The organism is Methylobacterium sp. E-025, assembly GCF_022829705.1.
Lineage (GTDB): Bacteria > Pseudomonadota > Alphaproteobacteria > Rhizobiales > Beijerinckiaceae > Methylobacterium.
In genome coordinates this window covers 86,115-99,374 of sequence record NZ_JAKSYR010000168.1, presented here as the reverse complement: position 1 = coordinate 99,374, position 13,260 = coordinate 86,115, and the positions used below count along the sequence as shown (strand labels likewise).

Annotated in this window: 10 protein-coding genes; 6 read left to right on the top strand and 4 right to left on the bottom strand. The window is 73.0% G+C overall.

What is annotated here, in order from left to right:
* The first annotated feature begins 144 nt into the window (after nucleotides 1–144).
* The 6 genes from glmM to MKK64_RS24670 all read left to right on the top strand — a co-directional run bounded on the left by glmM (nucleotide 145) and on the right by MKK64_RS24670 (nucleotide 7,509).
* Nucleotides 145–1,485, top strand: coding sequence for a phosphoglucosamine mutase (glmM, locus tag MKK64_RS24695; protein WP_147728677.1), 1,341 nt, complete (start codon nucleotides 145–147; stop codon nucleotides 1,483–1,485).
* A 152-nt stretch (nucleotides 1,486–1,637) separates the two neighbouring features.
* On the top strand, nucleotides 1,638–1,904 hold the full coding sequence (locus MKK64_RS24690) for a hypothetical protein (protein ID WP_243938206.1): 267 nt from the start codon (nucleotides 1,638–1,640) through the stop codon (nucleotides 1,902–1,904).
* Nucleotides 1,901–2,530, top strand: a complete 630-nt coding sequence (locus tag MKK64_RS24685) for a TetR/AcrR family transcriptional regulator (RefSeq protein ID WP_147728675.1) — start codon at nucleotides 1,901–1,903, stop codon at nucleotides 2,528–2,530. The genes MKK64_RS24690 and MKK64_RS24685 overlap by 4 nt, the downstream gene beginning before the upstream one ends.
* The gene (locus MKK64_RS24680) at nucleotides 2,527–3,762 is read left to right on the top strand and encodes an efflux RND transporter periplasmic adaptor subunit (RefSeq protein ID WP_243938204.1); all 1,236 of its coding nucleotides are present in this window, start codon (nucleotides 2,527–2,529) and stop codon (nucleotides 3,760–3,762) included. The genes MKK64_RS24685 and MKK64_RS24680 overlap by 4 nt, the downstream gene beginning before the upstream one ends.
* Before the next feature lie 45 nt (nucleotides 3,763–3,807).
* A complete protein-coding gene (locus MKK64_RS24675) occupies nucleotides 3,808–6,906 on the top strand; it encodes an efflux RND transporter permease subunit (RefSeq protein WP_243938202.1) in 3,099 nt (1,032 codons plus the stop codon).
* Nucleotides 6,907–6,915: 9 nt separating this feature from the next.
* Entirely contained in the window at nucleotides 6,916–7,509 is a 594-nt protein-coding gene (locus tag MKK64_RS24670) for a DUF2147 domain-containing protein (protein WP_243938200.1), read from the top strand.
* A gap of 216 nt (nucleotides 7,510–7,725) precedes the next feature.
* Here MKK64_RS24670 and MKK64_RS24665 read toward each other — a convergent pair whose 3' ends face one another.
* From MKK64_RS24665 to MKK64_RS24650, 4 genes are all read right to left on the bottom strand, one after another.
* Nucleotides 7,726–9,135: a DUF2254 family protein gene (locus MKK64_RS24665; protein ID WP_243938198.1), complete on the bottom strand. Its 1,410-nt coding sequence runs from the start codon at nucleotides 9,133–9,135 to the stop codon at nucleotides 7,726–7,728.
* A gap of 168 nt (nucleotides 9,136–9,303) precedes the next feature.
* A complete protein-coding gene (locus tag MKK64_RS24660; protein WP_243938197.1) occupies nucleotides 9,304–10,470 on the bottom strand; it encodes an iron-containing alcohol dehydrogenase in 1,167 nt (388 codons plus the stop codon).
* 102 nt (nucleotides 10,471–10,572) lie between these two features.
* Complete coding sequence (locus tag MKK64_RS24655; protein WP_243938195.1) at nucleotides 10,573–12,195, bottom strand: gamma-glutamyltransferase family protein; 1,623 nt, start codon at nucleotides 12,193–12,195, stop codon at nucleotides 10,573–10,575.
* 173 nt (nucleotides 12,196–12,368) lie between these two features.
* The gene (locus tag MKK64_RS24650; RefSeq protein ID WP_243938193.1) at nucleotides 12,369–13,130 is read right to left on the bottom strand and encodes an SDR family NAD(P)-dependent oxidoreductase; all 762 of its coding nucleotides are present in this window, start codon (nucleotides 13,128–13,130) and stop codon (nucleotides 12,369–12,371) included.
* Between the last annotated feature and the right edge of the window lie 130 nt (nucleotides 13,131–13,260).

Sequence of the window (13,260 nt, the reverse complement as noted above, 5' to 3'; positions counted from 1 at the left end):
GACGCAGCGCGGGTCTTCCCTCCCCCTCTGCGGGGGAGGGAAGAGGCGGCGTCGATTCACCGTAACGGGACACGATCCGCGCGTGCCGTGCGATCGATGATAGGTTGCCCGCAACGTCGCGTGCCCGATGGGACGGAGAGTTTCGTGAGAAAGTATTTCGGCACCGACGGCATTCGCGGCCGGGCCAACGGGGTGATCACGCCGGAGCTGGCGCTGAAGGTCGGCCAGGCGGCGGGCCTGGTGTTCCAGCGCGGCGACCATCGCCACCGCGTCGTCATCGGCAAGGACACCCGCCTGTCGGGCTACATGATCGAGACCGCGCTCATCGCCGGCTTCACCTCGGTCGGCATGGACGTGCTGCAGCTCGGGCCGATGCCGACGCCGGCGGTGGCGATGCTCACCCGCTCGATGCGCGCCGACATCGGCGTGATGATCTCCGCCTCGCACAACCCGTTCGAGGACAACGGCATCAAGCTGTTCGGGCCGGACGGGTTCAAGCTGAACGACGCGATCGAGCGCGAGATCGAGGCGCTGATCGACGGCGAGCTGCACACCCGGCTCGCCGGCTCCATGTCGCTCGGCCGGGCCAAGCGCATCGAGAGCGTGCATGCCCGCTACATCGAGTTCGCCAAGCGCTCGCTGCCGCGCAACGTGACGCTGGACGGCCTGCGCATCGTGGTCGACTGCGCCAACGGCGCCGCCTACCGCGTCGCCCCCGAGACCCTGTGGGAGCTCGGCGCCGAGGTCATCGCCATCGGCGTCGAGCCGGACGGCTTCAACATCAACCGCGACGTCGGCTCGACCGCGCCCGCCGCCCTGGTCGGCAAGGTCCGCGAGCTGCGCGCCGACATCGGCATCGCGCTCGACGGCGACGCCGACCGGGTGCTGATCGTCGACGAGAAGGGGCAGGTCGTCGACGGCGACCAGCTCATGGCCGTCGTCGCCCGCTCGTGGAAGGAGGACGACCTCCTGACCCAGCCGGGGATCGTGGCCACGATCATGTCCAACCTCGGGCTGGAGCGCTACCTCGGCGGGATCGGCCTCTCGCTCGCCCGCACGGCGGTGGGCGACCGCTACGTGCTCGAGCACATGCGCGAGCACGGCTACAACCTCGGCGGCGAGCAGTCCGGCCACATCATCATGTCGGACTACGCCACCACCGGCGACGGGCTGGTGGCCGCGCTGCAGGTGCTGAGCGTGGTCCAGCGCAGCGCGCGGCCGGTGAGCGAGGTCTGCCACTGCTTCGACCCGCTGCCGCAGATCCTGAAGAACGTGCGCTATCGCTCCGGCGAGCCGCTGCGGGCCGACAGCGTCGTCACCGCGATCGAGCACGCCCGCGAGCGCCTCGGCAACGCCGGCCGCCTCGTCATCCGCCCGTCCGGCACCGAGCCGGTCATCCGCGTCATGGCCGAGGGCGACGACCGCGGCCTCGTCAACGACGTCGTCGACGCGGTCGTCGACGCGGTGACCCGCGCCGCGGCGTGAGCGTTTCGGCCTGAGCGATCCCGTCTTCCCTCCCCCGTGGGGGGGGAGACGGGCTGCAGCGACGACGCGCTTCCTGAGCCGATCTGAGAATGAACGTTCATTGACACAAGAATGAACGTTCATTACACGGGGGCGGCACACAGGAATCCGCCATGGGCCTTTCCGTTTCCGATCCCGGCACCGCCCTCCGCCCCGCGGAGCTTCGCGCCGTGGCCACGCCGGCGAACCTCGCGCTCGTCGGGATCCTCGGGCTCGCCTGGGTCGCGCTGATCGGCTGGACCGGGGCCGGTCCCGACGGATGGCAGGCGCGGTCCTGTGCCAGGCTCGCGGTTCGTCCCGCCGCCTGCCAGGGAATCCCGCCCGCGAAGGACGCGAGCCGCATCGTGCCCCACGTCCCGGCGGCGAGCCTCGCGCGATGAGCGCCGGCAGCGCCGTCTCGGCGCGCATCGAGCCGTCGGCCCGGCGCGAGCACATCCTGGCCGCGGCCGAGGCCTGCTTCGTGCGCAACGGCTTCCACCGCACCACGATGCAGGACCTCGCCCGCGAGGCGGCGATGAGCGCCGGCAACGTCTACCGCTACTTCGCCTCGAAGGAGGACCTCGTCCTCGGGCTCGCCGAGTGCGAGCGCGCCCGCGGCGCCCTGCTCGTGGCCGAGCTGGAGCGCGACGGCGACCGCCGCGCGGCGCTGCTCGGCATCATCACCCGCTACTTCGTCTCGATCACCCGCGAGACCGCGATCCTGCGGGTCGACATCTGGTCGGAGGCGACGCGCAACCCGGCGATCGCCGCGATGACCGCGCGGGCCGAGGCCGAGGCGCGGGGCTGGTTCGTCGAGACCTTCGCCGCCCTGGCGCGGTCCCCCGCCTGCGACCCGGCCGCCCTCTACGCCCTGCTCGGCCCCCTGATGAAGGGGATCATCGTCGACCGGGCGCTGCTGCCCGGCTACGACCCGGCCGCCGCCGTCGCCCAGCTCCTCGCCCTGCTCGATGCGGGCCTCGACGGGCGCCTTCCCCTCGCCTCGACGCCCGCGGAGACCGGCCGATGACCGTTCGCGCCCATCGCCTCGGCCTCGCCGCCCTGGCCCTCGTGCTCCCCCTGTCCCTGCCGGCACGGGCCGAGACCGCCCCGGCGCCCGCCGCGGCGAGCCCCGCGCCCGCGGTCAGCGTGGTCGAGGCGGCGCGCCGCGAGATCGTCGAGAGCGTGGTCGTCACCGGCACGCTGGTGCCGCGCGACGAGATCCTGGTGACGCCCGAGATCGACGGTTACCGCGTCACCGAGGTCCTGGTCGAGGAGGGCGCGCGCGTCGCCCGCGGCCAGGTGCTCGCCCGCCTGTCGCACGACCTGATCGACCGCCAGCTCGCCCAGCAATCCGCCCTGGTGGACAAGGCCACCGCCGCCGTCCCGCAGGCCGAGAGCACCATCGAGCAGGCGGAAGCCGCCGCCGTCGAGGCGCGCCTCGCGTTCGACCGCGCCAAGCAGCTGATGCAGACCGGGAACGGCACGGCGGCGATCCTGGAAGGGCGCACCTCCACCCTGCGCCAGGCCGAGGGCAAGCTCGCCTTCGCCCGCAACGGCCTGGTCATCGCGAAGGCCGAGCTGGCCCAGGCGAAGGCGGTGCGCGACGAGCTGGAGCTGCGGCTCGCCCGCACCGAGATCCGCGCGCCGGAAGCCGGCATCGTCAACCGCCGCACCGCGCGCGTCGGCATCACCGCCTCGTCCGCGGCCGAGCCGCTGTTCCGCCTGATCGCCCGGGGCGAGATCGAGCTCGAAGGCGAGGTCGTCGAGACCAAGCTGCCGCTGCTGCGGGAGGGCCGCCCGGCCTGGATCGAGATCGGCGCGGGCGCGCGCGTCCAGGGCAGCGTCCGCGCGGTCTACCCGGAGGTCGACCGGGCGAGCCGGCTCGGCAAGGTCCGCGTCCGGCTCGAGGCCGACCCGCGGCTGCGCATCGGCACCTTCGCCCGCGGCGCGGTCGAGATCGCCCGCACCCGCGGCGTCGCCGTTCCCCAGGCCGCGGTGCTCTACGGCGGCCCGGCGCGCAGCAGCGTCCTCGTGGTCGCCGGCGACACGGTCGAGGCCCGCCAGGTCCGCACCGGCCTGTCCGACGACGACGACATCGAGATCCGCAGCGGGCTCTTCGAGGGCGAGCGCGTCGTCGCCCGCGCCGGCAGCTTCCTGCGGGACGGCGACAAGGTCCGCCCCGTTCCGCTGGCGGCCGTCGCCCCGGCCGTGGCCGAGGCGCCGTCGCCCGAGGCGAGCGCCGACGCCGGCGTCCCCTGAGCCGACGCCGCCCCGCCAAGTGACGCAGAAAGAACGGGCCGCCCGATGCGCCTGAACGTCTCGGCCTACGCGATCCGCAACCCGATCGGGCCGCTGGTCCTGTTCCTCGTGCTGATCGTGCTCGGCCTCGTCAGCTTCCGCGGGCTCGCGGTCACGCGGATGCCGAACGTCGACGTGCCGATCGTCTCGGTGGCGATCACGCAGTCGGGCGCGGCACCCTCCGAGCTCCAGACCCAGGTCACGAAATGGGTCGAGGACTCGATCGCCGGCGTGCGCGGGGTCAAGCACATCACCTCGGCGATCACCGAGGGCTCGTCCGTCACCACCGTCGAGTTCCGGCTCGAGGTGAACACCGACCGGGCCGTCAACGACGTCAAGGACGCGGTCTCGAAGATCCGCATCAACCTGCCGCGCACCATCGACGAGCCGGTGATCAGCCGGGTCGAGATCGCCGGCCTGCCGATCCTGATCTACGGCGTCACCGCGCCGGCGATGACGCCCGCCGACCTGTCCTGGCTCGTCGAGGACAGGTTCGCGCGCATCCTCCAGGGGGTGAAGGGCGTCGGCGGCGTCGAGCGGGTCGGGGGCGTGGCGCGCGAGATGCGCATCGAGCTGCAGCCCGACCGGCTGCTGGCGCTCGGCATCACCGCGGCCGACGTCAACCGGCAGGTGCGCCTGACCTCGGCCGACATGGCCGGCGGACGCGGCGAGGTCGGCGGGCGCGAGCAGTCGATCCGGACGCTGGCCGCCTCGCGGACGCTCGCCGACCTCAAGGCCACCTCCATCGTCCTGCCCGGCGGCCGCAAGGTGCGCCTCGCGGATCTGGCCACCGTGCGGGACGCGATCGAGGAGCCGCGCACCTTCGCCCGCTTCGACGGCCGGCCGGTGGTCGCCTTTGCGGTCTCGCGCGGCTCGGGCGCGAGCGACGCCGAGGTCGCCGCCGGCGTCGAAAGGAAGATCTCGGAGTTCGCGACCAGCTACCCCGACGTCAAATTCGAAAGGATCGACTCCTCGGTCTCGGCCACGATCGGCTCCTACGATTCTGCGATGCACACCCTGATCGAGGGCGCGGCGCTCGCCGTGCTGGTGGTGTTCCTGTTCCTGCGCGACTGGCGCGCGACGCTGATCGCGGCCTTGGCCCTGCCGCTCTCCGTGTTCCCGACCTTCTGGGCGATGGACGCGCTCGGCTTCACCCTGAACGGCATCAGCCTGCTGGCGATCACCCTGGTGACCGGCATCCTGGTCGACGACGCCATCGTCGAGATCGAGAACATCGTCCGCCACATGCGGATGGGCAAGTCCGCCTACCGGGCGGCGATCGAGGGCGCCGACGAGATCGGGCTCGCCGTCATCGCCATCACCGCGACCCTGATCGCGGTGTTCGCGCCGGTGTCGTTCATGCCGGGGATCGCCGGGCGCTACTTCATCCAGTTCGGGCTCACCATCGCGGTCTCGGTGTTCATGTCGCTGCTGGTCGCGCGGCTGATCACGCCGATGCTCGCGGCCTACTTCCTGCGCGACCACGCCCACCACGCGGAGAGCGAGGGGCCGGTGATGCGCGCCTACGGCCGCCTCGTCGGCTGGTCGGTGCGCCACCGGGTGGTCACCCTCCTCGTCGGGCTGGCCCTGTTTGCCGGCTCGCTCGCCTCCACCGGCCTGCTGCCCTCCGGCTTCGTGCCGAAGCAGGACAACGCCCGCACCCTGTTCATGCTCGAGCTGGCGCCGGGCGCGCGGCTCGCCGACACCATCGCCGTGTCCGACCGGGTGGTCGCGCGCATCCGCGCCCTGCCCGAGGTGGTCTCGGTCTTCGTCGACGGCGGCCGGCAGGTCGGCGGCAAGCGGGAGACGCGGCTGGCCACGCTCACCGTCAACCTGACGCCGAAGAACGCCCGCGCCCAGTCGCAGGCCGCCGTCGAGACCGAGATCGCCGGGCTGATCGCGCAGGAGCCCGACATCCGCTCGTGGTCCCTGCGCGACTCGGGCCAGCGCGACCTCGCCCTCGTGGTCGGCGGCCCCGATGCCGGCGTGGTGGCCGAGGTCGCCGCCAGGCTCCAGCGCGACATGGCCGCGATCCCCCATCTCGTCGCGGTGATGTCGACGGCGCCCCTGAACCGCACCGAGGTCCGCATCCGCCCGAAGCCCGGCGTCGCGGCCGATCTCGGCGTCTCGACCGACGCCATCGCCGAGACGGTGCGGGTCGGAACGATCGGCGACATCGGCCTGAACCTCGCCAAGTTCAACGCCGCCGACCGCCAGATCCCGATCCGGGTGCAGCTGCCCGACAGCGCCCGCGGCACGGTCTCGCGGCTGGAGAACCTGAAGGTGCCGGCCAACAACGGCACCGCGGTGCCGCTGGCGGCGGTGGCCGACATCGAGCTCGACCAGGGCCCGGGCGCGATCGACCGCTACGACCGCGTCGTGCGCGTGGCCGTGGAGGCCAACATGGAGGGCTCGGACGCGCTGGGCTCGCTGATCGCCCAGGCGCTGGAGACGCCGACCGCCAAGAGCCTGCCGCCGGGCGTCACCATCCGCCAGACCGGCGACGCCGAGATCATGGGCGAGGTCTTCTCCGGCTTCCTTCTGGCGATGGGCGCCGGGATCATGATGGTGTACGCCGTGCTCGTGCTGCTGTTCGGCTCGTTCCTGCAGCCGCTGACGATCCTGTTCTCGCTGCCGCTCTCGATCGGCGGCGCGATCCTCGGCCTGCTCGTGATGAGCATGCCGATCTCGATGCCGGTGGTGATCGGCATCCTGATGCTGATGGGGCTGGTGACCAAGAACGCGATCATGCTGGTGGATTTCGCCGTCGAGGAGATGGGACGCGGCGTCGATCCCGTTACCGCGATCGTCGAGGCCGGCCGCAAGCGTGCCCGCCCGATCGTGATGACGACGATCGCCATGGCCGCCGGCATGGTGCCCTCCGCGATGGCGCTCGGCGTCGGCGGCGAGTTCCGCGCGCCGATGGCGGTCGCGGTGATCGCCGGGCTGATCGTCTCGACCCTGCTCTCGCTGGTCTTCGTGCCGGCGGTGTTCCTGCTGATGGAGGGCTTGAGCCGCGTCCTCGGACGGGTGCTCAACCGCTTCGTCGGCGCCCGCGACGAGGCCGGCACCGCGCCCGCGGCCCATCCCTCCCCTTCCCCCTGAGGAAACCGAATGACCGTCATGTCCGCCCGCGTCTCGACCTTCGCCCTCCTCGGCCTCGCCGCCGCCTCCGCCCTCGGGGCCAGCCCGGCGGTCGCGGCCGACCCCACCGGCACCTGGTTCACCGAGGACGGGCGCGCCCGGGTGCGGACCGAGCATTGCGGGCCGGGCGGCGCGAACCTGTGCGGCTACGTCGTCTGGGGCTCGAAGCCGCTGGGCGAGGACGGCAAGCCGAAGATCGACCGCTACAACCCCGACCCGAAGCGGCAGGCCCGGCCGCTCCTCGGCCACCAGATGATCCTCGGCCTGAAGCGCAACGAGGAGGGCCGGTTCGTCGGCAAGATCTACAACGGCGACAACGGCAAGTCCTACGACGTGACGATCTGGAGCGAGACCCCCGCCGAGCTGTCGGTGAAGGGCTGCCTGATCTCCGTGCTGTGCCAGACCCAGACCTGGACGCGGGTGGGCGACGTGGTGCCCGGCCAGCTCACCGCCGCGACCGACACCCCCGGCGGCCCGCGCTCGGACCCGGAATGGGCGGGGAAGCCCGGAGCCGCGCCGAAGCCCGCGGCCGCCAAGCCGGCGGGTGCGACCGCGCCGAAGTAGCGGCGCGGCGTTCTGGCGAACGCGCCTCGCCCCAAACCACCCCCTCGTCCTGAGGTGCGGCCCCGCGGCGGCCGCCGCGAAGGAGCCTTCCAGTGGTCGCGCGATCCCCGGGAGCCTCCTTCCAGGCGTCCGCTTCGCGCAAGCACCTCAGGATGAGGGCGCGGGCGGGACGAGTGGCCGGAAATTCCCGAGAACGGGGCCGCTGTCCGCGGCGGGTCAGCCGGTGGTTCCCGGCACGCGGGTCGATCGCGAGTTGAGCATGCCGTGGCTTTCGGCCAGCGCCCGCGTCGCCGCCGCGCCGTCGTCGAAGCCGCGCGTGGCCAACGCCGCGGCGAGGCCGTCGAGGGCGGCTTCGAGCTCGCGGGTCAGCACGTGCTCGCCGAGGGCGGAGAGCGAGCGTTGGGCGATGCCGGCGAGGCGGTCGGCCGTCGGCGCGGCGACGTGGCCGAGCAGGATCGCCAGGCTGTCCATCGCCTCGGCGAGGGTCTGGCACTGGATCGATTCCGAGGCGACGACGATCACCGCCTCCAGCGCATCGGTGGCCGCGGTCGGGGCGTGGTCGGCCAGGATCACGTGCGCGCCCAGTGCCTCCGGCGGGTCGACCTCGCCGGGGCTCCAGCGGGCGACGATGTCGCGCAAAGCCAGGAGCACGACGCGGCCGGGGCTGGGGTTCGACTTCGCGGTCGAGACCGAGGTCCAGGCGATGGTCGCGAGCTGGTGCAGGCCGTAGCCGGCATCGTGCCCGAGGTCGCGCCCGTCGTCGAAGGTGAGCGCCCGCCCGCACGCGGCCTCGACCGCCTCCCGCGCTTCCGCTTCCAGCACGAAGCCCGGCCGGGCCCGGATGTCGAAGAGCGGGTCGCCGAGCGCCCGGAAGGTGCCGACCGGAACCCGCATCCGAACCTCGACGGCGTCCGGCGCGGCGCGCGCGATCGCCGCCTGGATCCGGTCTGCGTCGAGGCCGACGACGTAGCCGCGCTCGGTCGCGCGCACCACCGCGCGGACGTCCCAGCCCGGCCGGGGCGTCCGGCGGGTGCGCGCGAGCAGGCGCTCGTCGTCGGCGCGGGCCTCGAGGATCTGCGCGTGGATGAACTGGACGATGCGCTCGGGCCGCATCTGATCGATGGTGTTGTAGAGCATCACGATGACGAGGCAGAGGGCGAAGGTCGTCATCACCAGCGCCAGGCTCGTGCCGAAGACCGGCCGGTGGAACTCGGTGTTGGTCACCAGGGTCATCAGCACGAAGACCGACAGGCCGACGAAGTAGCCGAAGTAGAACTGGTTGGTGCGCCGGGCCATGAACTGGTCGGTGACCTGCGCGGTGAGCGAGGCCGCGCCCTGCTGCACGGCGATGAGCAGCAGCGAGAAGGTGATCGACGTCACGGTGATGATGCTCGACGCCACGGTGGTGAGCAGGCCGCCGAGCGCGGCGCGGTCTCCGAGCAGCGCGCCGAGCCAGCGGAAGCCCGTGGGCGCCGCGCCGCCGGACCACGAGCGGTCGGCGAGGTAGACCAGCGCATTGAGCCCGACGAAGCCGACGATCGTCGCGAGCGGCAGTGCCAGGAACTGCCGGAAGGACCGCCGGACGGCGGCGACGACGCGGTTCGGGACCGTCTCGATGGCTGGCATGGTGGGTGGCGTCGCTCCTGTGTGCCCCCCCCTATACGGACATCGACCCGAAAAGGACCGGCCGAAGCGCGAGAGCGACGGAAGCGGCCGCGCCTCAGGATGAGGGCGGTGGCTGGATCGCGGCCAAGGCCGTCGGCGACAGCCGGGATCGCCTCCTCGAAGGCGCCCTCAGGCGGTGCCCGCCAGCGCCGCGGCGTAGATCGCGCGCGCGTCGGCGCGGGTCACCGTCCGCGGGTTGTTCACCAGGAGCCGCGTCTGCTTCATCGCGTCGTCGGCGAGGCGGTCGAGGTCCGTCTCCGCGATGCCGACCGCCGCGAGCGAGGCCGGGACGCCGCAATCGCGGCAGATCGCGGCGAGCGCCGCGACGAAGCGGTCGGCCGCCTCCGCCGCCGGCCGGTCGCGGGCGTCCGGGTCGAGGATCGGCGCGAGCTCGGCGTAGAGCGCTTGCGCCTCCGGCAGGTTGAAGCGCAGCACGCCCATCAGCACCAGCGCGTTCGAGAGCCCGTGCGGCACGTGGAACAGCGCGCCGATCGGGTAGGCGAGCGCGTGCACCGCCGCCACCGGCGCGTTGGCGAAGGCCATGCCGGCGAGCATCGACCCGAGCAGCATCCCGGAGCGCGCCTCGACATCTCCGCCGTCGGTGCAGGCGATCCGGATATGGCAGGCGAGCAGCCCCAGGGCCTGCCGGGCGAGGCCGTCGGAGATCGGGTTCTTGCGGTGGCGGCTGGTATAGGCCTCGATCGCGTGCACCATCGCGTCGATGCCGGTGGCCGCGGTGACGGCGGCGGGCAGGCCCAGCGTCAGCTCCGGGTCGAGCACCGCCCAGTCGGGCAGCAGGCGCGGGGCGACGACGCCTTTCTTCTCTTGCGTGGGCGTGGTGACGATGGCGATCGGCGTCACCTCCGATCCGGTGCCGGCGGTGGTCGGCACCAGGATCAGCGGCAGGCGCTCGCCCGTGGCGAGGCCGACGCCGTAGATCGCGTCCAGGGCGTCGTCCGAGCGGGCGAGGTAGGCCACGAGCTTGGCGGTATCGAGCGCCGAGCCGCCGCCGATCGCGAGCACCAGCTCCGCGCCCGACGCCCGCGCGAAGGCCGCGGCGGTCTCGACCACGTGGCTCGGCGGGTCCGCGACCACGTCCGCGAACACGTCGATGCGGCAGCCGGCCTGCGCCAGCGCCGCCTCGGCCGCCCGCGTCAGCCCGGCGGCGCGCACGCCCCGGTCGGTCACCAGCAGGATGGTTCGCGCGCCGAACTTGGCGACCAGCTCGGGGATCTTGCCCGCCGCCCCGGCCTCGAACAGCAGGTTCGGCGTGGTCTGGAACAGGAACGGGTTCATGGCCGGGAGCCTCGGCGGACGGATGTTTCGCCGCGCCAGCCTAACCGCTCGGCGCGCGATCGCCAGCGGCGACCCGGGATGCCGCGTCGGGGCGCTTCGGCCTCACCAGACCACCGCCTGCCCGTCGCGGCGCGGGTCGCTGGCGGCGGCGTAGCCTTCGACGCCGGGGTCGCCCATGCGCCAGATGAACTGGCCGGCGCCGAAATCCTGGTAGCTGTCCCGGATCACCGCGACCCGGTGGCCGCGGGCGACGAGGCCGTCGAGCGTGTCCGCCGGCATCGCGGATTCGGCGTTGATCTCGAGGCCCTGGTTGAAGCGCCAGCGCGGGGCGTCGCAGGCGGCTTGCGGGTTCTGGGCGTGGTCGATCATCCGCACCAGCGTCTGCACGTGGCCCTGCGGCTGCATGTTGCCGCCCATCACGCCGAAACTCATCACCGGGGCGCCCCCCTGCGTGAGGAAGCCGGGGATGATGGTGTGGAACGGGCGCTTGCCCGGCGCCACGCAATTCGGGCTCGTTTCGTCGAGGACGAAGCCGTAGCCGCGGTTCTGCAGCGACAGGCCCCACTCCGGCACCACCACGCCGGAGCCGAAGCCCATGAAGTTCGACTGGATGAAGCTCACCATCATCCCGGATTCGTCGGCGGCGGTGAGGTAGATCGTGCCGCCGCGCACCGGGTTGCCGGCGCCGAAATCCTGCGCGCGGCGCGGGTCGATCAGCTTGGCGCGGGACGCGAGGTAGGCGTCGTCGAGCATCGCCTCGGGGCTCACCCGCATCGCGGGCCCGTCGGCGACGTGGGCGTAGGTGTCGGCGAAGGCGAGCTTCATCGCCTCGATCTGCAGGTGCTGCGCCTCCGCCCCGTCCACCGCCATCCCGGCGAGGTCGAAGCTCTCGAGGATGCCCAGCGCGATCTGCGCGGCGATGCCCTGCCCGTTCGGCGGGATCTCGTGCAGCGTGTAGCCGCGGTAGTCCTTGCGCGTCGGCGTCACCCATTCCGGGCGGTAGGCGGACAGGTCCGCGAGCGTCATCGCGCCGCCGTTCGCGCCCGCGTGCCGCGCCATGGCCTCGGCGATCTCGCCCTCGTAGAAGGCTTTGCCCTTCGTCTCGGCGATGGCGCGCAGCGTCCGCGCGGCGGCCCTGAGCGTCACCAGCTCGCCGACATCCGGCGCGCGGCCGCGGGGCAGGAAGAACTCGGAAAAGCCCGGCTGGCGCACGAGGTCGGGGACCGCTGCCGCGGCGGCCCATTTCTGCTGCACCACGATCGGCGCGAGGTAGCCGCGCTCGGCGATCTCGATGGCCGGCTCCAGCAGGTCGGCGAAGGGCAGCTTGCCGAAGCGCTCGGACAGGGCGACCCAGGCGCCGACGGCGCCCGGCACCGTCACCGAATCCCAGCCGCGCATCGGCGGCCGCGTGGCCGGGCCGTATTTCCGGGCGAAGTAGTCCGGCGTCCAGGCGGCCGGCGCCCCGCCCGAGGCGTTCAGGCCGTGCAGTTCCTGGCCGTCCCAGAGGATGCAGAAGGCGTCCGAGCCGAGCCCGTTGCTGCACGGCTCGGTCAGCGTCTTCGCCGCGGCGGTGGCGATCGCCGCGTCGACCGCGTTGCCGCCCTTCCACAGCATCCGCATCCCGGCCTGCGCCGCCAGCGCGTGCGAGGTCGCGACCACGTTGCGGCCGAACATCGGCATGCGGATCGAGGGATAGGCGGAGGTCCAGTCGAAGGTTTGCGACATGTCGGGTCAGCTCACTGAGGGTCGGCGCGTGACGTCCGGGTTTCGATAAGGGGTCATCCCTTGTCCGGGGCCGAGGGCGAAGCCCGGTCGGTTCGTCGGGCTCCGCCCGACCCCCGCCGAAGGGACGATCCCATCGGACTTCCCTTCGATGCGACGCAGGATTCGTGCGCGGATCAGCGCGCCTGCATGCGCAACGCGCCGTCGAGGCGGATGGTCTCGCCGTTGAGCATCGGGTTGCGGACGATCGCCAGCACGAGGTCGGCGTATTCCTCCGGCCGGCCGAGGCGGGCGGGGAAGGGCACCGCGGCCCCCAAGCTGTCCTGGACGTCCTGAGGCAGGCCGAGCAGCATCGGCGTGCCGAAGATGCCGGGCGCGATCGCGCAGACGCGGATGCCGAGCGGCGCGAGCTCGCGGGCCGCCGGCAGCGTCAGCCCGACGATGCCGGCCTTCGAGGCGGCGTAGGCGGCCTGGCCGACCTGTCCCTCGTAGGCAGCGATCGAGGCGGTGGAGACGATCACCCCGCGCTCGCCCCCGTCGAGGGGATCGAGCCCGGCGGCGCCCGCCGCCACCAGCCGCATCAGGTTGAACGAGCCGACGAGGTTGACCTGGATCACCCGGGCGAAGCCGTCGAGCGAGGCCGGGCCGTCGCGCCCGACGATGCGGGCGGCCGGCGCGATCCCGGCGCAGTTGACGAGGATGCGGGCGGGGCCGTGCGCCTCGGCCGCCCGCGCCACGGCGGCCTCGGCGCTCGCCGCGTCCGCTACGTCGCAGGCGATGCCGATCCCGCCGAGCGTGGCGGCCCGGGCTTGCGCCGCCGCCCCGTCGAGGTCGAGCAGCGCCACCCGCGCGCCGGCCTCGGCCAGCGCCTGCGCCGTCGCCGCCCCGAGCCCGGAGGCCCCGCCCGTCACGATCGCCGAGAGACCCTGGATCCGCATCGCCCGCTCCCGCCAAGCCCCGCGCGCGCGGCGCGGAGCCCGATGTCTAGCGGAACGAGCGGCGGGCGGAAGAGGCCGGCGCAACATGCTTTTCCCTCCCCCGCAGAGGGGGGGGAAGGGCGGCAGGTCC